The organism is Actinoplanes sp. 13 (assembly GCF_056134165.1).
Map to the genome: position 1 here is coordinate 62,434 of NZ_JBVYOQ010000014.1, position 20,269 is coordinate 82,702.

Consider the following 20,269-nt stretch of genomic DNA (forward strand, 5'->3'; position numbering starts at 1 on the left):
GTGAACGTCGTGCCCGACGCATACGCCGATCATTCGACTGACACACCTCCGGCTCCGCAGGACTCCCTGGCGGCGTACACGACGCTACGCCTCGGCGGCCCGGCCGGCACGGTGACCACGGCGGTACACGCGGACGAAGCGGTCGCTTCCGTCCGCGAATCCGCCTCGCAGGGGCGCCCGGTGCTCATCCTGGCCGGTGGCAGCAATGTGGTGATCGGGGACGCCGGCTTCCCCGGCGAGGTGCTGCTGTTGCGTACCCGGGGGGTCGAGGTCGTCGCCGAGGACGCCGCGAGCGTGCTGGTCCGGGTCGAGGCCGGCGAGTCGTGGGACGGCTTCGTCGAGCTGGCAGTGTCCAACGGCTGGTCCGGCGTCGAGTGCCTGTCCGGCATCCCGGGCTCGGCCGGCGCCACCCCGATCCAGAACGTCGGGGCGTACGGCCAGGAGGTCGCACACACCATCGAGGCGGTCCGGGCGTACGACCGGTTGGCCGACGAGATCCGGACGATGACCCCGGCGGAGTGCGGCTTCGGGTACAGGTCGAGCGTCTTCAAGCACAGCGACCGGCACCTGGTGCTCTCGGTCGACTTCCGGCTGGCCAGGTCCGGCGAGTCCGCCCCGATCCGGTACGCGGAGCTGGCCCGCGACCTGGGCGCCTCGGCCGGCGACCGGGTGCCGCTGGGCCAGGCCCGGGACACCGTGCTCAAACTGCGCGCGGGCAAGGGCATGGTGCTCGACCCGGAGGACCGGGACACCTGGTCGGTCGGCTCGTTCTTCACCAACCCGGTGGTTCCCGCCGAGTTCCTGGCGACGCTGGACGCGGACGTGCCGAACTGGCCGGGTGCCGACGGCACGGTGAAGCTGCCGGCCGCCTGGCTGATCGAGCGGTCCGGTTTCCCGAAGGGCTTCGCCGGTGACGGCGTGGCGATCTCCAGCAAGCACACCCTGGCGCTGACCAACCGGGGCGACGGAACGTCCGAGGCGCTGCTGGACCTGGCCCGCACCATCCGGGCGGGGGTGCGGGAGCGGTTCGGTGTCGAGCTGCACCCGGAGCCGGTGCTGATCAACTGCGCCATCTGACGCGGCTCCGCGGAAACGCCCACCCCGGCCGTTGACGCGGCTCCGCGGGAACGCCCGCACGCCGGCGAACTGCCCACCGTGATGACTTCAGGTTCGCTGCGCACCCGAAGTCCCCACACCCAGGCTCACCCCGGGTGCGGGTGCGCGGCGCGGCCCGTGGGATCCGGGCTCAGCGCCAGCCGAAGACCTGGGTGTAGTAGGGCGTGCCGTCGGCCGCCCAGGCCACCCCGGTGCCGATCGACTTGGCGCCGCAGTTGAGGATGTTGGCCCGGTGCCCCGGGCTGTCCATCCACGCGTCCATCACGTCGGCGGCGCTGCGGTATCCCCAGGCGATGTTCTCCCCGGCCGGCTGGCGGTAACCGGCCGCCCGGGTCCGGCTGACGAACGTCGAGCCGTTCCGCCAGGTGTGGCTGAACAGCCGGGTCCGCGCCATGTACCCGCTCTGCCGCAGGGAGGCGAGGATCAGGCCGCGGTTCACCGAGAGCGGCGGGCAGCCGGCCTTCGCGCGACGCTGGTTGGTCAGCCGGACGACCTGGGACATCAGCGTGCGCGACCGCAGACGTGCGGTTGCTGTGGGTGCGGACGCCGTCGGGGTGGGCTTGACTCGCGGTGCTCGGGAGGTGGCGTCCGCCCGGTCCGGGGCCGGCATCGGCACGACGGCAGGCGGCGGCACACGCATCGGCCGCGGCGGGACGATCGGACCGTGAGCCACCGCCGGAGCGGACAGGACGAGCAGAACTGGCGTCGCCGCGAGGATGGCGACACGTCGTACCACCAGGTCGAACACGGGGCCTCCCGGATCGGAGAACGGACGCGGATCGTCCATCACGGCTATCGCACCCCGTTGTACGCGGCGTGTCACATCTTTCGCGGAAAGGGCGAAAAGCCGTATCTGAAATGTCAGTCTGAGGGGATTGCCGCGCCGGGGCCGAAGCGGAGTGCTTCCACGCCTTGCTGAAGCGGATCCTCGCGGACCGGCTCTGGTGAGAGGCCTCGGACGCTAAGCTGTCGCTATCCGTAAATAGGCGGTGACATCACGCTATGGTGTTTTTGCGCCTTTGAATTTCTCCCGTCCCACAGTCGTGTGGGCGGTGCCAGGCAGGACGCCGATATCCGGAGCACTTGCGTGCGACCGGGATTCGGCCGTGCCCGAACGGGTGCGAGCGCGGGTAAGGGGCAGGGTGAGCAAACGATGAGTCGCCTTCTCGTGGTCGAGGACGACCCGGACATCGCACTCGCGCTCCGGTTGCTGTTCAGCCGGGCCGGATACGAGGTGGCACACGCCGCCGACGGCCGGTCCGGGCTGAAGGAGGCGTACGCCGAACATCCCGATCTGGTGGTGCTCGACGTCGGCCTGCCGGAGATGGACGGCTGGCAGGTGCTGGAGCGGCTGCGGGACGTCTCGGACGTGCCGGTGCTGGTCCTCACCGCACACGGCCAGGAGGCGGAGAAGGTCCGCGGTCTGCGCGGTGGCGCCGACGACTACCTGACCAAGCCGTTCGCGAACAACGAGTTGCTGGCCCGGGTCGAGGCGCTGCTGCGCCGTTCCTCCAGCGGGCAGAACAGCTGGGCCAGCCAGATCTACGACGACGGCCTCGTCCACCTCGACCCGACCAAGCGCCGGGTCTATGTGAAGAGCGAGGAGAAGCGGCTGACTCCGACCGAGTTCCGCCTGCTCAACGCGCTGGTCCGGCACGCCGGCGCGGTGCTCAGCCCGAACCAGCTGCTGACCCAGGCCTGGGACGATCCGACCGGCATCGGCCAGGAGCGGGTCAAGTTCGCGGTGCTGCGGCTGCGCCGCAAGCTCGGATGGTCCGATCCGGACGAGTCACCGATCGAGTCGGTCCGTGGCTTCGGATACCGCTACCGGCGGCCGGGCGGAGAATCCTGATCTTCTCAGTTGACGCCCGCACTCGTCGATCAGGGCTGTGAAGCCGAGCAGGAGGTAGCAAGTCGTGGAAGACCTTGGCGAGATCGTCGGCGAATTCCTGATGGAGAGCCACGAGAACCTGGACCAGATCGACCGGGACCTCGTGAGCCTCGAGCAGGAACCGGACTCGCGTGACCTGATCTCCCGTATCTTCCGGGCGATCCACACCATCAAGGGAACCAGTGGTTTCCTCGCCTTCTCCCGGTTGGAGAAGCTTGCGCACGCCGGTGAGTCACTGCTCTCCCGGTTGCGCGACGGCGTCCAGCCGGTCACCCCGGAGACCATCACCGTCCTGCTGGTCTGCATCGACGGTGTCCGCTCGCTGCTGGCCTCGATCGAGGAGAAGGGCAGCGAGGACGAGGTCGACATCGACAGCATGATCGTCAAGATCAATGCACAGATGAACGCGCCGGCCGCGGCCGCGCCGGCTGCCGCTCCGGCCGCAGAGCCGGCCGCAGCGCCGGTGGCCGAGGCCGAGACGCCGGTGCCGCTCGCCGAGTCGCCGGCCCGCCCGTCGCCCGACCCGATCGACGAGCAGCGCCAGCCGCTGGGCCAGATCCTGGTGGACAACGGGGCGGCCCAGCCCGCTGACGTGAGTTCCGCGCTGCAGCAGCAGCTCGAGGGCGACGAGCGCAAGCTCGGCACGATCCTGCTGGAGGAGGGGAAGACTCAGCCGGCCGCGGTCAACGAGGCGCTGCAGTCGCAGGCGCCGAAGCGCAGCATCGCGGACAGCGCGATCCGCGTCGACGTCGACCTGCTGGACACCCTGCTCAACATGGTCGGCGAGCTCGTGCTGGCTCGCAACCAGCTGGTCCGCGGTGTGATGGAGATCGGGGACTCCACTCTCGTCCGCAGCGCCCAGCGGCTCGGCATGATCACCAGCGAGCTGCAAGAGGGCATCATGAAGACCCGGATGCAGCCGATCGAGCACATCTGGTCGAAACTTCCCCGCGTCGTCCGGGACCTCAGCAACTCCATGGGCAAGCAGGTCCAGCTCGTCATGCAGGGCAAGGAGACCGAACTCGACCGCAGCCTGTTGGAAGCGGTCAAGGACCCGCTGACCCACCTGGTCCGCAACGCGGTCGACCACGGCATCGAGGACCCGGACCGGCGGATCGCCGCGGGCAAGAGCGCGGAGGGCACGCTCACGCTTCGCGCGTACCACGAGGGTGGTCACGTCGCTGTCGAGGTGGCGGACGACGGCGCCGGCCTGAACGTGGAACGCATCGCGCAGAAGGCGGTCGAGAACGGGCTGCTCCGCCCGGAGCAGATCCCGAACATGGACAAGCGCGACATCATGGCGATGGTCTTCCAGCCCGGCTTCTCCACCGCCGCGAAGGTCACCAACGTCTCCGGCCGTGGCGTCGGCATGGACGTGGTCAAGACCAACATCGAGAACATCGGCGGCGCGGTCAGCGTCGACTCGACACCCGGCGAGGGTACGGTCTGGCGGCTCACCATCCCGCTGACCCTGGCGATCATCCAGGCGCTCACCGTCGACTGCGGCGACCAGCGTTACGTGGTGCCCCAGGTCGCGGTCCTCGAGCTGGTCTTCATCGACGGCACCACCACCAAGGTCGAGTACGCCTCCGGCGCGCCGGTCTACCGGCTGCGCGGCAAGCTGCTCCCGCTGGTCCGCCTGGACCGCGCGCTCGGCCTGGAGGTCGGCGGCGACCAGGGCGTCTACATCATGGTGCTGCAGGCCGACGGCCGGCGGTTCGGCCTGGTCGTGGACCGGGTGCTGAACACCGAAGAGGTCGTGGTGAAGGCCCTGAACACCAGGTTCAAGGACATCGGCCTGTACGCCGGCGCCACCATCCTCGGCGACGGCAAGGTCGGCCTGATCCTGGACGTCTCGTCGCTGGCCCGCCGTTCGCACCTCGCCGTCGACTCGGAACGTGAGAACGTCGTCGAGAAGCGCGGTCAGGGCGGTGGCGGCACCGAGCGCCTGCTGGTCACCGCGGTCGGCGAGCGCCGGGTGGCGATCCCGCTGGACACGGTGACCCGGCTCGAGGAGTTCCCGCGCGACCGGATCGAGCACGCCGGGTCCCGCGAGGTGGTCCAGTACCGCGGTCAGATCCTCCCGCTGGTGCGCCTGTCGCACCTGCTCGGGGCGTACGGCGAGGAGCTCGAGGGCGACACCGTCTCGGTGGTGGTCTACAGCGAGGGCGGCCGCAGCGTCGCGCTGGTGGTGGACCGGATCGTGGACATCGCGGAGAACTCCACGACTGCCCGCCGCGACGCGGAGGAGGACGGCCTGGTCGGTACCGCGGTGATCCAGCAGCGGGTGACCGAGCTGCTCGACGTGCGCCGGGCCATCCTGGCTGCCGACCCGAACTTCTACAGCGACGCGGGCGACGAGATGCTGGTGGAGGCCTGAGAATGGCGAGTCGACAGTTCGCCACCTTCGAGGTGGACGGACAGCTCTTCGGGGTCGAGGTGCACACCGTTCAGGAGGTGCTCTCGTACAACGAGTACACGCCGGTGCCGCTCGCGCCGCCGGCCGTGGGCGGGCTGTTCAACCTTCGTGGCCAGGTGATCGCCGCGGTCGACCTGCGGGTGCAGCTGGGCCTGGCCCGGCAGGCCCTGCAGGGACCGGTGATGAACGTGATCCTGCGCGGCGACGGGGAGCCGGTGAGCCTGCTGGTCGACAAGATCGGTGAGGTGGTCGACCTCGACGACGAGACCTTCGAGCCGCCGCCGGACACGCTGAGCGGGCCGACCAGGGAACTCGTGGTCGGCACGTTCAAGCTGGACGGGCGTCTGATGCTGGCTCTCGACGTCAACCAGGCCGTCGACACGTACCGCGCCACCAACTGATGTACAGCCTGGTCAGCGCCCCGGTCCTGGGCTTCGACCTGACCCGCCTGGAAGGCGGGCCGGCCGCCGCCGAGGTGCTGCTGCGCGCCCTGCGGCTGCAGAAGGGCGACCTGCCGCTCCTGGCCGAGCGGCTGCCGGACGAGGGCGCCCGGGCGCTGCTCTGGGTCGAGGTGGAGAGCGCCGCGCGACGGATGCCGTCGCTCAAGGCGATGTCGAAGGACGATCCGGCCGGGAACCTCGCGCTCGTCGAACGCGCGCCGATCGGCACGGTCGACGCGCTGCTCACCTGCATCCGCTACGACGTGATGTCGTGGACGTGGGAGGGCACCGGGCGTGACGCCCGGCAGAGCGACGACGCGGCCTCGGCGACGGCGCTGCTCTGTGACGCCGCGGTAGCGAGTTATCTGCGCGAGGTGCTGGACGCCGAGACCCGCCGCCGGCTCGGCGCGGGATGGGTGGGTGCGGTCCGCAAATTGCCGGCCACCGCACCGATCGACATGGGCCCGCACCACTACACGGTGTCTGCCCTGCTGGACCGGCTGCGCACGCTCCGGCCGGAGGACCGCCAGCGGGTGGCCTCCGCCGCGGACGACGCACGCCGCAACACCGCGGGATGGTCACCGGCCGTCCACTCGGCTTCCTGGGCCGCCTATCTCTCCGACCGGGTGCGCACCGCGGCTGCAGCGCAGATGCTGCTGGTGCAGGCGGTGGACACGGCGGGAATCCCGCTGGCCGATCGGGCCGGCGGCGTCTGGAACATGCTCAGCGGCGCCGTTCAGGCGCTGGTGGTGCGCGATCTGCTGGACACTGCCACGGCTCATCGGCTGCTCGCACCGGTGGTCGCGGCACTCGGCCCGGCCTGGCTCGGTTGAAGGGAGTGGTCGAATGATCTCGGTACTCGTCGTCGACGATTCCGTGGTGGTGCGTCGGTTGATCGTCGACGCTCTCGGCGAGGCGCCCGGCATTCAGGTCGTCGGCACCGCGGCGAACGGACTGCTCGCGCAGGCGAAGATCGATCAGCTCAAGCCCGACGTGATCACCATGGACATCGAGATGCCGCAGATGGACGGCATCGAGGCAGTTCGCGAGCTGCGCAAGCGGCACGCGAGCACTCCGGTGATCATGTTCAGCACGCTCTCCGCCGCCGGCGCGACCGCCACCCTGGAGGCGCTGGCGGCGGGCGCCACGGACTATGTGACCAAGCCCAGCAACGTGGGTTCGGTGCAGGAGTCCATCGCGGCGGTGCGTGAGCAGCTCGTACCGAAGATTCAGGCGCTCGGTGGACGGCGCCGCCCAGCCGGGCCGCCCGCCCGCCCGGCGTCGCCGGCCGGTGCCCGGCCCGGCGCCGCGCCGCTGCGCCCCGGCCAGCCGCCCGCCACGCCCGGCCGGCCGGGCGCCGCCGGTCCGGCGCCGGTGCGCCCGGCCACCGCCCGCAAGGGTCCGCAGGGCCGGATCGACATCCTCGCCATCGGCTCCTCCACCGGTGGACCGGACGCGCTGACCAAGGTCCTGCTCGGGCTGCCGGCCGATCTGCCGGTGCCGGTCGTGATCACGCAGCACATGCCACCGGTGTTCACCAAGATGTTCGCCGAGCGGCTGGATCGCAGCACGCCGCTGCGGGTGGTGGAGGCCGGCGAGGGCATGGAGCTCGCCGCAGGCACCGTCTACATCGCGCCGGGAGACCGTCACCTGGTCTTCCACCGGCGCGGAACGTCAACGCTGACCCAGCTCAGCACCGCTCCGCAGGAGAACTCGTGCCGGCCGGCCGTGGACGTGATGTTCCGCTCGGTGGCGGCGCTGTACGGCGGTTCGGCTTTCGCGGCCGTACTCACTGGAATGGGACAAGACGGACGGGGTGGTGCGAAGGTGCTACGGGACTCGGGCGCCGAGGTGCTGGCACAGGACGAGGCGACCTCAGTGGTCTGGGGCATGCCCGGCGCGGTGGTCGGCGCGGGACTCGCGGACGAGGTGCTGCCCCTGGACCGGATCGCCGGGGCGCTGCTGAACCGGGTCCGGGTGGGCCGGTCGCCGGTGGTGGCCCGATGACCCTGTCCCAGGCGGAGTTCACCTTCGTCGCCAACCTGGTGCGCCGGGAGGCGTCGATCGTGCTGGCGCCCGGCAAGGAATACCTGGTCGAGGCACGCCTGATCCCGGTGGCGCGTGCGGTCGGCGCGGCCAACGTCAACGAGTTCATCACCGACCTGCAGAAGCGCCCCAACCCGCAGAACCAGCGCAAGATCATCGACGCGCTCACCACCAACGAGACGTCGTTCTTCCGGGACCGCGAGCCGTTCTCCGCGCTCACCGACGTGGTGCTGCCGGAGCTGATCAAGTCCCGCTCGGCGGTGCGCAAGATCCGGATCTGGTCGGCGGCCAGCTCCAGCGGTCAGGAGGCGTACAGCCTGGCCATCACGTTGCAGGAGACGCTGCCGCCCGGCTGGTCGTACGAGATCGTCGGCACCGACATCTCCACAGCGATGGTCGAGCGCGCGCAGAAGGCCGAGTACAGCCAGGTCGAGGTCAACCGCGGTCTGGCCGCCACCCAGCTGGTCCAGTACTTCGAACGGGCCGGCGCGCACTGGCGCGTCATCCCGGCGCTGCGCAGGAACGTCGAGTTCAAGCACATGAGCCTGACCGCGCCGTTCCCGCCGATGCAGCCGTTCGACGTGATCTTCCTGCGCAACGTGCTCATCTACTTCGACGTCGCCACCAAACGGCAGGTGCTCCAGAACGCCGCCCGGATCCTGCGGCCGGACGGGTTGCTGTTCCTCGGTGCCGCCGAGACCACGATCGGGATCGACGACAACTACGAGCGGGTGGCCGCCGGCCGCACCTCCGCCTATCGGACTCGCAATGCGGTGCCTGCCGGTGCCGCGAGAAGGGGATGACGCCGATGCGCGCCATGGTGATCGACGACTCGCGCGCGATGCGCATGATCCTCAAGCGCATCGTCACGAAGCTCAACTTCGAGGCGGTGGAGGCCGGCGACGGCAAGGAGGCCATGGATCTCCTGGCCGACATGACGGAGGTGCCGGAGCTGGCTCTCATCGACTGGAACATGCCCAACATGAACGGGCTCGAGTTCGTCACCAAGGTCCGGGCTGATCCGCGGCTGCGGGAGATGACTCTGGTCATGGTCACGACCGAGAGCGAACAGAGCCAGATCGTCCGGGCGCTCGCCGCGGGCGCGCACGAATACGTCATCAAGCCCTTCACCGAGGGCGCCATGATCGAAAAGCTGGCCCTACTGGGCCTCGTCCCGACCGGAGCGAACTCATGAGTGTCGAAGTCGAGGTCGACGAGAGCGACCTCGCCGAGATGGTGGAACAGGTGTGGGAGGCGTACCTGGATCCGGAGGGCATCAGCCCGCTGATCCCGACGTACGACGAGCACCAGCCGTCCGAGGTGCACTCCTCGGTCTCCATCACCGGCTCCTGGACCGGCTACATCGTCTACGCGTCCTCCCGTGCCGCCGCCCAGCGTGCCGCGGCCGCCTTCCTCGCCATGGAGCTGGACGAGGTGGGCGAGGAGGACATCTCCGACACGCTCGGAGAACTGGCCAACATCGTCGGCGGCAACGTGAAGGCGATGCTGCCGCCGGGGGCGCAGTTGTCGCTCCCGCAGGTGGTCCTGGCGCCGGAGGCCTCGGCCCGGTACCCGAACACCGAGCGCATCAGCGGCGTGTACGGGATCTGGGAGGGAGAACCGGTGTCCATTTCGATGTGGCAGAGCAGCAGCACCGACACCAAGGAGGAGGGTTCATGAAGATCCTCGTTGCCGACGACAGCCGAGTGATGCGGCAGATCGTCGTCCGGACCCTACGGCAGGCCGGCTTCGGCGATCACGAGCTGGTCGAGGCCGCGGACGGCAAGGAAGCATTCGAGATGGCGGCCGCGGAGAAGCCGGATCTGATCATCTCGGACTGGAACATGCCGCACATGACCGGCATCGAGGTGCTTCAGAAGCTCCGTGCGGCCGGTAACAACGTCAAGTTCGGCTTCGTCACCTCGGAGTCGACCCCGGAGATGAAGTCGGCTGCCGAAGCCTCGGGTGCGGACTTCTTCATCATCAAGCCCTTCACCGCTGAGCGATTCGATGAGGTTTTCGCTCCTATTTTGGGATGATTAGGACATGTCAGACGTCTCAGTTCTTCCCGGCTCACTAGCCGTACGCAACCTGTTCGAGGACCTTCTCGGTCGTGAGGTGGTCGTCAGTCCTGGTGACCCGATCGCCGCTCCCGCGGTGCCCACCTCGACGGTCGCCATCTTCACCGACGCCGGTCAGAAGATCTACGCCGTGATGGGCATGGAGCTCAGCCTGGCAGCCAACGCGGGTGCCGCCCTCGGTCTGCTGCCCGCCGGCGCCGCCGAGGACAGCATCGACGAGAAGCAGCTCTTCCCCAACCTGGCGGAGAACGTCTTCGAGCTCTGCAACATCTTCACCAGCCTCCTCAACAAGGAGGGCGCGCCGCACGTCAAGCTCTATCAGGTGATCTACCCGGGCATGGAGCTGCCCGGCGACGCGCGTGCCATCCTGCTCGCCCTGGGCCGGCGGCTCGACCTGACGGTCGAGGTCAGCCGGTACGGAAAGGGCAAGCTCAGCCTGTCGCTCGCTCCCTGACCGAAGGCGCCAAAAATTGAACGAAACCCGTTGCGGGCCCGCCGATCCGGCGGGCCCGCAAATTTGTGGCTAAGCAATCCGGGGCCCGGGCCGAAGCTTAGGTTGAGCTTGTTACGGGACAGGAGAAGTCAATGACCTCGCCGATTTCCGGACCCACCGGTGGCGCCGACGCCGCGAAGGCTGTGGCGGCAGCGAAATCCGCCGAAGCCAAGAGCAAGTCGCTCGGTGACAAGGACACGTTCATGAAGCTCCTGGTCGCCCAGCTCAAGTATCAGGACCCCACCAAACCGGCCGACTCGACCGCGTTCCTGGCACAGACCGCCCAGTTCACCCAGGTCGAGAAGCTCGAAGACATGATCGACATGTTGCAGTCGCAGCGCATGATCGGCGCTAGTTCGCTGGTCGGCAAGACGGTCACGTACATGGACGACACCGGCGCGGCGCAGACCGGCGTGATCACTGCGGCGAAGCTCAACGGAGACAGCGAACCGACGCTCAGGGTCGGGAACACGGATGTGCAGCTGTCCAAGGTCACTGAGATTCAGCAGACCGCCTAGCCATATTCGTCTCCCAACGCCAAAGGAACTTCGTCAATGCTGCGTTCTCTCTACTCCGGCATCAGTGGTCTCAACGCCCACCAGCGAATGATCGACGTCACGGGTAACAACATCGCGAACGTCAACACCACCGGTTACAAGTCGTCGCAGGTGCAGTTCAACGACACGCTGAGCCAGATGATGGGCGCGGGTGGATCCCCGCAGGACGGCATGGCCGGCACCAACCCGGCGCAGATCGGTCTCGGTGTCCGGGTGGCCGGCATCACCGCGAACTTCAGCCAGGGCTCGGCGCAGACCACCGGCAAGTCCGGCGACATGATGATCCAGGGTGACGGTTTCTTCATCACCCGCAGCGGTGGCGAGCAGCTCTACACCCGGGCCGGATCGTTCTTCTTCGACGCGAACGGCGTCCTGGCGACCGCGACCGGTGAACCGGTGCAGGGCTGGACCGCGGTGGACGGCAAGGTGAACTCGGCGGCCAAGCCGGGCGACATCCGGATGCCGCTGGGCGCGACGATCCCACCGAAGGTCACCGAGAACGTGACGCTCAAGGGGAATCTGAGCAGCGATACGACCCCGGACCTCAACGATCCCACCAACACCGGTGACGGCCCCTCGGGCTACAAGACCACGATCCCGGTCAAGGTGTACGACGCGCAGGGCGGCACGCACACGGTGACGGCCACGTTCAACCGGACGATCCATGACAACAGCGCGGACCCGACGACCTCGACGTGGGCGGTCAGCATCGTGGACGAGGACGGCAACCCGATGCCGACCGACCCGACCGCCACCCTGAGCTTCTCCGGCGGCAAGGCGACCGGCGCCGATCCGGTGACCGGGAAAGCAATCATGGACCTCGGCGGCTACAAGGTCGATGTCACCGACCTGACCTCGTACTCCGGCGTCACCGACGCCCGGGTGTTCGACACGGACGGCCAGACGGCGGGCGCGCTCACCTCGCTCTCCTACACGGTGTCCGACAGCGGTGAGATCGTCGGCGTCTACAGCAACGGCCTCAAGCAGACGCTCGGCCAGGTGGCGATGGCGACCTTCAAGAACGTCGCGGGCCTGGAGAAGGTCGGCAACTCGCAGTACCGGACCACTGTCAACTCCGGGTACGCCCAGGTCGGCGAACCAGGCTCAGCCGGCATGGGTCAGGTCATCTCGGGTGCTCTGGAGATGTCGAACGTCGACCTCGCGCAGGAGTTCACCAACCTGGTCGTGGCACAACGCGGGTTCCAGGCGAACTCCCGCATCATCACCACCTCCGACGAGATCCTCCAGGAGCTCGTCAGCATGAAGCGCTGACCCGCGGCACCGTAGTACCGGCGACGGCCGGGATGGGCACACCTGCCCGTCCCGGCCGTTCGCTGTGAGCGCCCGATCGCGGAAGCTCGCACCCGGATAGCCACCACTCGGATCTCATCGGCAACCGGCACTGCGCCGAAGTACCTAGTGAAGGGCCACGGAGGGCCTTCCACCAGCCAAGACAGACGCCCCAAGGACGGAAGTCGTGATACTCGTAACCCGCATCAACGGTGCCGTGTTCGCACTGAACCCGGATCTCGTCGAGCGTGTCGACTGCACGCCCGACACGGTCGTGACCCTGGTGGATGGCACCAAATACATCATCGCCGAGTCCGTGCCCGAATTCATCGACTCGGTGCGCCACTACCGCGCCTCGCTGATCGCCCAGGCGAGCCGGATGGACGCCGGCACAACGGCCCACTCTTCGTCTTCTTCCGATGACGACTTTGACGCTGACAACCTCGACGCCAAGGTGCTCCCGCTGCACCGGAAGGAACGCTGATGGACCTCGCAACCATTATCGGTGTCGCCGCTGGCCTGGCCATCGTCTTCCTCGTCCAGATCGTGGAGGGCGGTTCGCCCGCCTCCATCATGTTGTGGCCGTCGATGCTGCTGGTCTTCGGCGGTGGCTTCGCCGCCGCCATGGCCGGCGGCATCATGAAGGACACCAAGGGCTTCGGAGCGCAGCTCAAGAAGGGCTTCACCAACAAGGTCACGCCGGCGGCCGAGCTGCTCGACAGCGTCGTGAAGCTGGCTGAGCGCGCCCGCCGCGAGGGCCTGCTGGCTCTCGAGGACGCGGTCAAGACCGTCGAGCACCCCTTCCTCAAGCGGGGTCTGCAGCTGGCCATCGACGGCACCGACCCGGACGAGCTGCACGACATCCTGCACGCCGAGGTCGCCGCCAAGAAGAAGGCCGACAAGGCCGGCGTGAAGTTCTTCGAGTCCTGGGGTGGTTACGCCCCGACCATCGGCATCATCGGCACGGTCATGGGCCTGGTGCTCGTGATGGAGAACCTGGACAAGCCCGAGACGCTCGGCCACTCGATCGCCGCGGCCTTCTGCGCCACCCTCTGGGGCGTGCTCAGCGCCAACATGATCCTGCTTCCGATGGGTGCCCGGCTGGCCCGGCTGAGCGCGGTCGAGGCCGAGGAGATGGAGCTCGTGATCGACGGTGTCCTGGCCATCCAGGCCGGCTCGAACCCGCGTCTGGTCGCCCAGAAGCTGCGCAGTCTGCTTCCGCCGGACGAGATGAAGAAGGCCGAGATGGCAGCATCGACGAAGAAGGCGGCCTGATCAGATGAGTTCCGGCGGCGGGGGCGCCAAGCGTAAGCAGAAGCACGAGGAACACGAGGAGCACGTCAACCACGAGCGCTGGCTCGTGTCGTACGCGGACATGATGACCCTGCTGTTCGTCCTGTTCGTGGTGCTCTTCTCGATGAGCGACGTCAACAACAAGAAGTTCGCCCAGCTGGCACAGGGTCTTTCGGCCGGGTTCGGCGCTCCGAGCGCCGCCTTCCAGGGGAACACCGCGCCGCTCGACGGTGCGGCCAACAACGCACAGGTGGTGCAGATCGACCCGGGCTCCAACCCCGGCGACGGCTCCTCCGGCACCGAGGGCCTGAACCAGAAGCAGAAGGACGCGGTCAAGGCGGCGATCCAGGCCGAGGACCGCAAGAAGGCTTCCGCCAACGCCCTGAAGGCGGCGGCGGAGGCCGAGGACCTCAAGGCGATCGAGCGGAAGCTCGCTGACGCGCTCGCCGCGCAGAAGATGCTCAACAGCGCGAAGTTCACCATCGACCAGCGCGGTCTGGTGGTCACCATCGTGACCAACGAGGTGGTCTTCGCCGGCAACCGGGCGGAGCTGCGCGAGGGCGGCAGGAAGATCCTGAACGCGATCTCGCCGACGCTGGCGAAGCTGCCCAACAACATCGAGGTCGACGGGCACACCAACCAGCTCAACGCGAGGACCACGTACTACCCGAGCGGCTGGGAGCTGTCGGCGGCACGGGCGTCGACCACGGTCCGGTTCTTCACCGACCACGACATCCCGAAGAAGCGGCTCAGCGCGGTCGGTTTCTCCGACACCAAGCCGCTGATCGACCCGAAGGACCCGCGGTCGATCAGCATGAACCGCCGCGTCGACGTCGTCATCCTGACCCAGCTCACGGCCGAGCAGGCGGCGCTGCTGCCGTCCGCGGCCGGCTCCGACGGCAAGCTGCACACCGGCCAGACCACGGCCGCTCACCAGGCGGAGATCGCCGCTGAGACGGCCAAGACGGCCGAATCCACCACCAAGACGCACGACTGAACTGAGGGGAGTTCCGATGGCGGACGAGAAGGACACGGCAGCTGAGGCGCCGAAGAAGTCGAAGAAGATGCTGATGATCGTCATCGCCCTCGCAGTGGTGCTGCTGGGCGGTGGCGGGGCCGGGGCGTTCTTCATGCTGAAGGGCGACTCCGCGGAGGCCGCGGCGGAGCCGGTCAAGGGCGACGTGGTGGCGGTCGAGAACACGCTGACGGTGAACCTGGCCGACGGGCACTACCTGAAGTTCGGGTTCGCCCTGCAGCTGACCGAGGACGCCGGCCACGAGGGCGTCGACACCAGCCAGGCGCTCAACCTGGCGATCGAGACCTACACCGGCCGGACCGTCGCCGAGCTCTCGACCGACAAGGGCCGCGACGAGATCAAGGCGGAGCTGCTCGAGAAGATCGAGAAGGCGTACGAGAAGGAGGAGACGCAGATGATTATGGACATCTACTACACCTCCTTCGTCACCCAGTAAGGCATCGCAGCGGGCGGGTCTCCTCACGGAGACCCGCCCATCGCGCTAAGAAGCGCGAAGCAGGACGAAAAAGTGGATGAAAACGGCGCGACGCCTCAGCGGCTCGGTAACTGAGCCGATGAGGACGACGTGACCACCGCTTCGCGTACCCCCGGCCGGATGTCACGTCGCGGCCAGGGCACCGGGCCGGCGCTGTACGACTTCCGCCGTCCCATCAAGCTCTCCCGTGAGCACGTCCGCACTCTGCAGATCGCTTTCGAGACGTACGCGCGCAGCTGCGGCACCCTGCTGACCACCCGGCTCCGGGCGGTCAGCAATGTTTCGTTGATCTCCATCGAGCAGCTCAACTACGACGAGTACGTCGCCTCCCTCGCGAACCCCACGATCATCGGCGTGGTCGTCCTCGACCCGCTGCCCGGCACGGTCCTGATCGAGATAGCGCAGTCGGCCGTGATGACCGCGATCGACCACATGCTCGGCGGGCCCGGCGGCCCCCAGCCGGAACGGCCGCTGACCGAGGTCGAGATGCCGCTGCTGCGGGGATTGCTGGAGCGGATGCTGGGCGAGCTGCGGTACGGGTTCGAGACGCTGGTCGACATCAAGCCGGTGCTCAAGGAAGTCGAGTACAACGCGCAGTTCCTGCGTGCGCACGCCCCCGGCGACGCCGTCGTGGTGGCCTCCCTGGAGACGAAGATCGGCGCCGAGGAGTGCGTGGCCAGCATCTGCCTGCCGTTCAACACGATCCTGCCGGTGCTGTCGAAGACCGAGACGATCGTGCTGAGCGCGGCCGAACGGCAGACGCGCGACCGGGCACTGCGCAACCTCACCGCCGGACTTTCCGCGGCCCCGATCGACGTAGCAGTGCGATTCCACCCCATTCGGATGCGTACCGATGACATCGTGGATCTACGTCCGGGTGACGTCGTGCCGCTGGGACATCCGACCAGCCGGCCGCTCGAGGTGACCGTCAACGACACCGTCTTCGGCCATGCCGTCCCCGGCAACCAAGGCGCCCGCCTCGCCTGTCTCGTCGTGCCGTCACCCCACGAGAACTCGTCCAAGGAGTCTGGCCGCTCATGACCGCCCCCACCATCTCCGCGCCGCAGACGGCGCTCGCCCGGAACGCCGCCGAAGCGGCGCTGGCCGTCCTGCCCACCAGCCGCGCGCTGGTCGCCGCCGAGCCGGTGGCGCCCGACGCCGGCACGGTCATCGTGGGGCAGGCGGTCACCGCCCGGTTCACCGGCGCCGCCTCGGGCGAGGTGGTCGTGGTGGTCGGACAAGACCTGGCGGACGCGCTGCGGGAGAGCCCGCTCGGCGAGCTGGACCTGACCGCGGCCGTCCGGCCGGCGCTCGAGGCGGCCGCCCGGACCTTCGGGCCGGTGGTGCTCGACCCGGGCCAGATGATGGAGCCGGAGGTCGCGCTCAGCGCGCTGGCCACCAAGGACGGCGCGGTGGCCGTTCCGCTGCGTGACGACGAGGGCATCCACGCGGTCGTCGCGATGGCCCTCAGCCAGTGGCCGGGCGACGCGCCCGGCGGCGACCTCACACCGCAGCCCGCCCGCACCGCCGGTGGCGGTCGCCCGCAGCTCGGTGGCCTCGACATGCTGCACGACGTGGAGATGGAGGTCTCCGCCGAACTGGGCCGGACCCGGATGAGTGTCCGGGAACTGCTCTCGCTGACCCCGGGCGCGATCGTCGAGCTCGACCGCGCCGCCGGCAGCCCCGCGGACCTGCTGGTGAACGGCCGGCTGATCGCCCGCGGCGAAGTCGTCGTGGTCGACGAGAACTTCGGCATCCGGATCACCGAGATCGTCTCGCCCGGCGCCGAGTAGGAGTAGTCATCTTGATCGGGCTCGTGGCGCAGGTCATCTTCTCGCTGCTGGTGGTCCTGTTCCTGATGTGGGGGCTGGCCCGGGTGGTGCGCCGGCCGCTGGGCCGGCACGGTCACGGTCCGCTCACCGTGCTCAACAGTCAGCAGCTGACCCGGAGCTCCTCGGTCGCAGTGGTCAAGGTGGCCGACCGGGCACTCGTGCTCGGCGTCACCGACCAGCAGGTCAGCCTGCTCGGCGAGACCGACCTCGACGCGTTCGAGGAGGAACCGCCCGAGCACCGTGACCACCTCCAGGTGGACGCCGTGACGCTGCCGGACTGGCATCCGGTGGAACCGGGCGGCCGGGCGGACGACTCGCTGCTCTCCCCGCGCGCCTGGGCCTCCACCCTGGACGTGCTCCGGGACAGGACGTCACGGCGATGATGCGACGCGTGATCCTGCTGCTCGTGCTGGGGGCCGGACTGGCTCTGGCCGTGCTGCCGGCGGCCGCCTCGGCGCTGCCGGGCGCTCCGGTGGGAAGTGTTCAGGACCACGCGCGTGCTTTGGTCGTACCCCAGGCTGTGCCGCCGGAGGCGCCGATCCGGCAGGCGCCGGACCCGCTGGCGCAACCGGCCCGGGCCCCGGCGCCGCCGACCCCGCCGAGCATCAACATCGACATCAACGGTACGAACCCGGACGGCAGTCGCCCGGCCGCCTCCCTGGTCATCGTGCTCGGCCTGACACTGCTCTCGGTGGCGCCGGCGTTGCTGCTGCTCTGCACGTGTTTCACCAAGGTCTTCATGGTCCTCGGCATCACCCGTAACGCGCTGGGCCTGACCAGCATGCCGCCCAACCAGGTGCTCGCCGGGCTGGCGCTGTTCCTGAGCCTGTTCATCATGGGCCCGACCATCTCCCAGGTGAACGACCAGGGCGTGCAGCCTTACCTGGCCGGCGACAAGACGCAGTCGCAGGCGTTCCAGGACGGTGTGGAGCCGCTGCGCGAGTTCATGGCCGGCGCGACCCGCGAGGACGAGCTGGCCCTGATGATCAGGGTGTCCGGTGCCGAGCGGCCGGCGAACATCGACGCCGTCCCGCTCACCACGCTGGTGCCCGCCTTCATCCTGTCCGAGCTGCGGGCGGCCTTCATCATCGGCTTCGTCATCTTCATCCCGTTCCTGATCATCGACCTGGTGGTGTCCGCGTCGCTGATGTCGCTGGGCATGATGATGCTGCCGCCGGTCACGGTCGCCATGCCGTTCAAACTGCTGTTGTTCGTGCTGGTCAACGGCTGGGGTCTGATCATCACGGCGCTGGTGGGCTCGTACTAGCCATGGACTACGACCTGCCCATCGCGCAGCTGCTGGCGATCATGCTGGGGGCGGTGCGCACCGGCGCCTGGATGATGCTCTGCCCGCCGTTCAACTCGCGGCTCATCCCGGGACCGGTGAAGGCGCTGCTCTCGGTCGGGTTCACCCTGCCGATGGCGCCCTATCTGCAGGCCACCGTGCCGTCGCTGGAGACCGGCGCGCTGATCGCCAGTGCGGCGCTGCAGGTGTTCGTCGGCGCGTCGCTCGGCTTCATCACCGCGATGCTCTTCGCCGCCCTCCAAGCGGCGGGTGACCTGCTCGACCTCTTCGGCGGCTTCACGCTGGCGACGGCGTACGACCCGATGTCGATGGCCCAGAGCTCGGTGTTCGGCCGGTTCTACAACCTGCTCGCGATGACGATGCTGTTCGTCAGCGAGGGGCACCAGCTGATCCTGCGTGGCTTCCTGCAGAGCTTCCAGACGCTGCCGCTGGACACCTCGTTCTCGATGGAGACCCTCAGCCGGCTGCTGCTGCGCGGGATCGGCGAGATGTTCGTGGCCGCGGTGCAGATCGCCGGCCCGCTGATCGCCGTGCTGTTCCTCGCCGACGTGGCGCTCGGCCTGCTGAACCGGGTGGCGCCCGCGCTCAACGCGTTCCAGCTGGGCTTCCCGGTGAAGATCTTCCTGGTGGTGACGCTCTCCGCCATCGCCATCGGGCTGCTCCCGGGGGTGCTGGACACGCTGGTCGACAAGGCGGTCACCGCGGTGGTGCGGCTCAGCGGCGGCTGACCCGGGTCCGGGGAAGGGGGGTGACGGCCGATGTCCGGTGAGAAGACCGAGGAACCGACTCAACAGAAACTCAAGAAGGCCCGCCAGGAGGGCCAGATCGGGCGCAGCCAGGACCTCGGCGCCTGGGTCGGCATGCTGGCCGCCAGCATCATGCTGCCGCGCACGCTGAGCAAGGCCATGGACCACGCCCGCGAGCTGATGGTCAAGGTGCCCGAGACGATCGTCGAGCCGGATCCCGGCAAGACCCTCGCCATCCTCCGGGACGCCCTGATGAGCGCCGCCTGGGCGGTGCTGCCGCTGGCGCTCACCATGATGGCGGTCGGTGTCTTCGCCGCCGGGGCGCAGGGCGGCATCCGGGTGGCGACCAAGCTGTTCATCCCCAAGTTCAACCGGCTGAACCCGTTCTCCGGCCTCAAGCGCATGTTCGGCCCGCAGGCGCTCTGGGAGGGCACCAAGGCGCTGGTCAAGACCGTCGTGCTGGCCACGGTGCTCTACCTGACGATGAAGGACATCGTGCCGGTGCTGATGACGGCCGGGCAGCTGCCCCTCGGCACGCTGCTCGCCACCGTCAAGGACGCCGCCATCCAGCTGATCCGGGCCGCCGCTGTGGCCGGCATCGTGATGGCCGGCGCCGACTACTTCGTGGTCCGCCGCCGCACCCAGAAACAGCTGCGGATGAGCAAGGAGGAGGTCAAGCAGGAGAACAAGAACACCGAGGGCGACCCGCTGATCAAGGCGCAGATCCGGGCCCGGCAGATGGCCATGTCCCGGAACCGGCAGATGGCCGACGTGCCGACCGCCGACGTGGTGGTGGTCAACCCGGTGCACGTCGCGGTCGCTCTGCGGTACGAGCCGGAGAAGGGCGCGCCACGGGTGGTGGCCAAGGGGAAGGGCCCGCTGGCCGCCAAGATCCGCGAGCTGGCCACCGAGAACCGGGTGCCGATGGTGCAGGACGTGCCGCTTGCCCGGGCGCTCAACCAGAACTGTGAGATCGGCCAGGAGATCCCGGCCGAGTTCTTCGGCGCGGTGGCGAAGGTGCTGGCGTTCGTGATGAGCCTGAAGGCGCGCGGGGCGGCCGCCGGTTTCCACCGGAACCCGAACCCCGACCCCGCACTCGCGTGAGCGGACCGGGCCGCCCGCGCGCCGCCATCCGCCACGCCGTGGCATAACCGAATTTTCAGGAGATTTCCTCACATCAGGATGCAAGAGCAGGGAAGATCGGTGCGTGGCGGTGCCACAGCGGCCTCAGTGACGCCCCAGCTCGGA

24 protein-coding genes are annotated in these 20,269 nt (G+C 68.6%); 23 read left to right on the forward strand and 1 reads right to left on the reverse strand.

Annotation, left to right across the window (positions count from 1 at the left end):
• The first annotated feature begins 9 nt into the window (after positions 1–9).
• A complete protein-coding gene (locus tag AC0NH5_RS25165) occupies positions 10–1,077 on the forward strand; it encodes a UDP-N-acetylmuramate dehydrogenase (RefSeq protein WP_474408190.1) in 1,068 nt (355 codons plus the stop codon).
• 169 nt (positions 1,078–1,246) lie between these two features.
• Here the strand turns inward: AC0NH5_RS25165 and AC0NH5_RS25170 are convergent, their stop codons facing one another.
• Entirely contained in the window at positions 1,247–1,903 is a 657-nt protein-coding gene (locus AC0NH5_RS25170) for a CAP domain-containing protein (protein ID WP_474408193.1), read from the reverse strand.
• 366 nt (positions 1,904–2,269) lie between these two features.
• Here AC0NH5_RS25170 and AC0NH5_RS25175 point away from each other — a divergent pair, with 366 nt between their 5' ends.
• From AC0NH5_RS25175 to AC0NH5_RS25280, 22 genes are all read left to right on the forward strand, one after another.
• Positions 2,270–2,968, forward strand: a complete 699-nt coding sequence (locus AC0NH5_RS25175) for a response regulator transcription factor (RefSeq protein WP_474408196.1) — start codon at positions 2,270–2,272, stop codon at positions 2,966–2,968.
• 64 nt (positions 2,969–3,032) lie between these two features.
• Positions 3,033–5,387: a chemotaxis protein CheA gene (locus tag AC0NH5_RS25180; RefSeq protein WP_474408199.1), complete on the forward strand. Its 2,355-nt coding sequence runs from the start codon at positions 3,033–3,035 to the stop codon at positions 5,385–5,387.
• A 2-nt stretch (positions 5,388–5,389) separates the two neighbouring features.
• The gene (locus tag AC0NH5_RS25185; RefSeq protein WP_093619555.1) at positions 5,390–5,827 is read left to right on the forward strand and encodes a chemotaxis protein CheW; all 438 of its coding nucleotides are present in this window, start codon (positions 5,390–5,392) and stop codon (positions 5,825–5,827) included.
• Positions 5,827–6,699: a hypothetical protein gene (locus AC0NH5_RS25190; protein ID WP_474408204.1), complete on the forward strand. Its 873-nt coding sequence runs from the start codon at positions 5,827–5,829 to the stop codon at positions 6,697–6,699. Before AC0NH5_RS25185 ends, AC0NH5_RS25190 begins: the two co-directional genes overlap by 1 nt.
• Positions 6,700–6,712: 13 nt before the next feature.
• Complete coding sequence (locus tag AC0NH5_RS25195; protein WP_474408207.1) at positions 6,713–7,873, forward strand: protein-glutamate methylesterase/protein-glutamine glutaminase; 1,161 nt, start codon at positions 6,713–6,715, stop codon at positions 7,871–7,873.
• Positions 7,870–8,715, forward strand: coding sequence for a CheR family methyltransferase (locus tag AC0NH5_RS25200; protein WP_474408210.1), 846 nt, complete (start codon positions 7,870–7,872; stop codon positions 8,713–8,715). Before AC0NH5_RS25195 ends, AC0NH5_RS25200 begins: the two co-directional genes overlap by 4 nt.
• A gap of 5 nt (positions 8,716–8,720) precedes the next feature.
• A complete protein-coding gene (locus AC0NH5_RS25205) occupies positions 8,721–9,107 on the forward strand; it encodes a response regulator (RefSeq protein ID WP_173476755.1) in 387 nt (128 codons plus the stop codon).
• On the forward strand, positions 9,104–9,592 hold the full coding sequence (locus tag AC0NH5_RS25210) for a chemotaxis protein CheX (RefSeq protein ID WP_474408212.1): 489 nt from the start codon (positions 9,104–9,106) through the stop codon (positions 9,590–9,592). Before AC0NH5_RS25205 ends, AC0NH5_RS25210 begins: the two co-directional genes overlap by 4 nt.
• On the forward strand, positions 9,589–9,951 hold the full coding sequence (locus AC0NH5_RS25215; protein ID WP_474408215.1) for a response regulator: 363 nt from the start codon (positions 9,589–9,591) through the stop codon (positions 9,949–9,951). Before AC0NH5_RS25210 ends, AC0NH5_RS25215 begins: the two co-directional genes overlap by 4 nt.
• A 7-nt stretch (positions 9,952–9,958) precedes the next feature.
• The gene (locus tag AC0NH5_RS25220) at positions 9,959–10,447 is read left to right on the forward strand and encodes a hypothetical protein (protein WP_474408218.1); all 489 of its coding nucleotides are present in this window, start codon (positions 9,959–9,961) and stop codon (positions 10,445–10,447) included.
• 131 nt (positions 10,448–10,578) lie between these two features.
• Positions 10,579–11,004: a flagellar hook assembly protein FlgD gene (locus tag AC0NH5_RS25225; RefSeq protein ID WP_474408221.1), complete on the forward strand. Its 426-nt coding sequence runs from the start codon at positions 10,579–10,581 to the stop codon at positions 11,002–11,004.
• A 36-nt stretch (positions 11,005–11,040) separates the two neighbouring features.
• The gene (locus AC0NH5_RS25230) at positions 11,041–12,315 is read left to right on the forward strand and encodes a flagellar hook protein FlgE (protein ID WP_474408224.1); all 1,275 of its coding nucleotides are present in this window, start codon (positions 11,041–11,043) and stop codon (positions 12,313–12,315) included.
• Between the two features lie 205 nt (positions 12,316–12,520).
• Positions 12,521–12,817 carry a flagellar FlbD family protein gene (locus AC0NH5_RS25235; RefSeq protein WP_474408226.1) on the forward strand — a complete coding sequence of 99 codons (297 nt, stop codon included), beginning with the start codon at positions 12,521–12,523 and terminating at the stop codon, positions 12,815–12,817.
• The gene (locus AC0NH5_RS25240; RefSeq protein ID WP_474408229.1) at positions 12,817–13,608 is read left to right on the forward strand and encodes a motility protein A; all 792 of its coding nucleotides are present in this window, start codon (positions 12,817–12,819) and stop codon (positions 13,606–13,608) included. The genes AC0NH5_RS25235 and AC0NH5_RS25240 overlap by 1 nt, the downstream gene beginning before the upstream one ends.
• Positions 13,609–13,612: 4 nt before the next feature.
• Positions 13,613–14,623 carry a flagellar motor protein MotB gene (locus AC0NH5_RS25245; RefSeq protein WP_474408232.1) on the forward strand — a complete coding sequence of 337 codons (1,011 nt, stop codon included), beginning with the start codon at positions 13,613–13,615 and terminating at the stop codon, positions 14,621–14,623.
• A gap of 16 nt (positions 14,624–14,639) precedes the next feature.
• A complete protein-coding gene (locus AC0NH5_RS25250; RefSeq protein WP_474408235.1) occupies positions 14,640–15,098 on the forward strand; it encodes a flagellar basal body-associated FliL family protein in 459 nt (152 codons plus the stop codon).
• Positions 15,099–15,227: 129 nt separating this feature from the next.
• Positions 15,228–16,178: a flagellar motor switch protein FliM gene (locus tag AC0NH5_RS25255; protein WP_474408236.1), complete on the forward strand. Its 951-nt coding sequence runs from the start codon at positions 15,228–15,230 to the stop codon at positions 16,176–16,178.
• Positions 16,175–16,930 carry a flagellar motor switch protein FliN gene (gene fliN, locus AC0NH5_RS25260; protein ID WP_474408238.1) on the forward strand — a complete coding sequence of 252 codons (756 nt, stop codon included), beginning with the start codon at positions 16,175–16,177 and terminating at the stop codon, positions 16,928–16,930. Before AC0NH5_RS25255 ends, fliN begins: the two co-directional genes overlap by 4 nt.
• 11 nt (positions 16,931–16,941) lie before the next feature.
• Positions 16,942–17,352, forward strand: coding sequence for a FliO/MopB family protein (locus AC0NH5_RS25265; RefSeq protein ID WP_474408240.1), 411 nt, complete (start codon positions 16,942–16,944; stop codon positions 17,350–17,352).
• Positions 17,352–18,236 (forward strand): flagellar type III secretion system pore protein FliP, encoded by an 885-nt coding sequence (gene fliP / locus AC0NH5_RS25270; protein ID WP_474408474.1) that lies wholly within the window; start codon positions 17,352–17,354, stop codon positions 18,234–18,236. Before AC0NH5_RS25265 ends, fliP begins: the two co-directional genes overlap by 1 nt.
• A gap of 2 nt (positions 18,237–18,238) precedes the next feature.
• Positions 18,239–19,003, forward strand: coding sequence for a flagellar biosynthetic protein FliR (locus tag AC0NH5_RS25275; RefSeq protein ID WP_474408242.1), 765 nt, complete (start codon positions 18,239–18,241; stop codon positions 19,001–19,003).
• Between the two features lie 30 nt (positions 19,004–19,033).
• A complete protein-coding gene (locus AC0NH5_RS25280) occupies positions 19,034–20,125 on the forward strand; it encodes an EscU/YscU/HrcU family type III secretion system export apparatus switch protein (protein WP_474408244.1) in 1,092 nt (363 codons plus the stop codon).
• The last annotated feature ends 144 nt before the right edge of the window (positions 20,126–20,269 follow it).

What these genes read in the sequence shown, in the direction of transcription:
- AC0NH5_RS25170 (WP_474408193.1), bottom strand. Translation starts at nt 1,903, where the DNA reads ATGGACGATCCGCGTCCGTTCTCCGATCCGGGAGGCCCCGTGTTCGAC.
- AC0NH5_RS25175 (WP_474408196.1), top strand. Translation starts at nt 2,270, where the DNA reads ATGAGTCGCCTTCTCGTGGTCGAGGACGACCCGGACATCGCACTCGCG.
- AC0NH5_RS25185 (WP_093619555.1), top strand. Translation starts at nt 5,390, where the DNA reads ATGGCGAGTCGACAGTTCGCCACCTTCGAGGTGGACGGACAGCTCTTC.
- AC0NH5_RS25190 (WP_474408204.1), top strand. Translation starts at nt 5,827, where the DNA reads ATGTACAGCCTGGTCAGCGCCCCGGTCCTGGGCTTCGACCTGACCCGC.
- AC0NH5_RS25195 (WP_474408207.1), top strand. Translation starts at nt 6,713, where the DNA reads ATGATCTCGGTACTCGTCGTCGACGATTCCGTGGTGGTGCGTCGGTTG.
- AC0NH5_RS25200 (WP_474408210.1), top strand. Translation starts at nt 7,870, where the DNA reads ATGACCCTGTCCCAGGCGGAGTTCACCTTCGTCGCCAACCTGGTGCGC.
- AC0NH5_RS25205 (WP_173476755.1), top strand. Translation starts at nt 8,721, where the DNA reads ATGCGCGCCATGGTGATCGACGACTCGCGCGCGATGCGCATGATCCTC.
- AC0NH5_RS25210 (WP_474408212.1), top strand. Translation starts at nt 9,104, where the DNA reads ATGAGTGTCGAAGTCGAGGTCGACGAGAGCGACCTCGCCGAGATGGTG.
- AC0NH5_RS25215 (WP_474408215.1), top strand. Translation starts at nt 9,589, where the DNA reads ATGAAGATCCTCGTTGCCGACGACAGCCGAGTGATGCGGCAGATCGTC.
- AC0NH5_RS25220 (WP_474408218.1), top strand. Translation starts at nt 9,959, where the DNA reads ATGTCAGACGTCTCAGTTCTTCCCGGCTCACTAGCCGTACGCAACCTG.
- AC0NH5_RS25225 (WP_474408221.1), top strand. Translation starts at nt 10,579, where the DNA reads ATGACCTCGCCGATTTCCGGACCCACCGGTGGCGCCGACGCCGCGAAG.
- AC0NH5_RS25230 (WP_474408224.1), top strand. Translation starts at nt 11,041, where the DNA reads ATGCTGCGTTCTCTCTACTCCGGCATCAGTGGTCTCAACGCCCACCAG.
- AC0NH5_RS25240 (WP_474408229.1), top strand. Translation starts at nt 12,817, where the DNA reads ATGGACCTCGCAACCATTATCGGTGTCGCCGCTGGCCTGGCCATCGTC.
- AC0NH5_RS25245 (WP_474408232.1), top strand. Translation starts at nt 13,613, where the DNA reads ATGAGTTCCGGCGGCGGGGGCGCCAAGCGTAAGCAGAAGCACGAGGAA.
- AC0NH5_RS25250 (WP_474408235.1), top strand. Translation starts at nt 14,640, where the DNA reads ATGGCGGACGAGAAGGACACGGCAGCTGAGGCGCCGAAGAAGTCGAAG.
- fliN (WP_474408238.1), top strand. Translation starts at nt 16,175, where the DNA reads ATGACCGCCCCCACCATCTCCGCGCCGCAGACGGCGCTCGCCCGGAAC.
- fliP (WP_474408474.1), top strand. Translation starts at nt 17,352, where the DNA reads ATGCGACGCGTGATCCTGCTGCTCGTGCTGGGGGCCGGACTGGCTCTG.
- AC0NH5_RS25275 (WP_474408242.1), top strand. Translation starts at nt 18,239, where the DNA reads ATGGACTACGACCTGCCCATCGCGCAGCTGCTGGCGATCATGCTGGGG.
- AC0NH5_RS25280 (WP_474408244.1), top strand. Translation starts at nt 19,034, where the DNA reads ATGTCCGGTGAGAAGACCGAGGAACCGACTCAACAGAAACTCAAGAAG.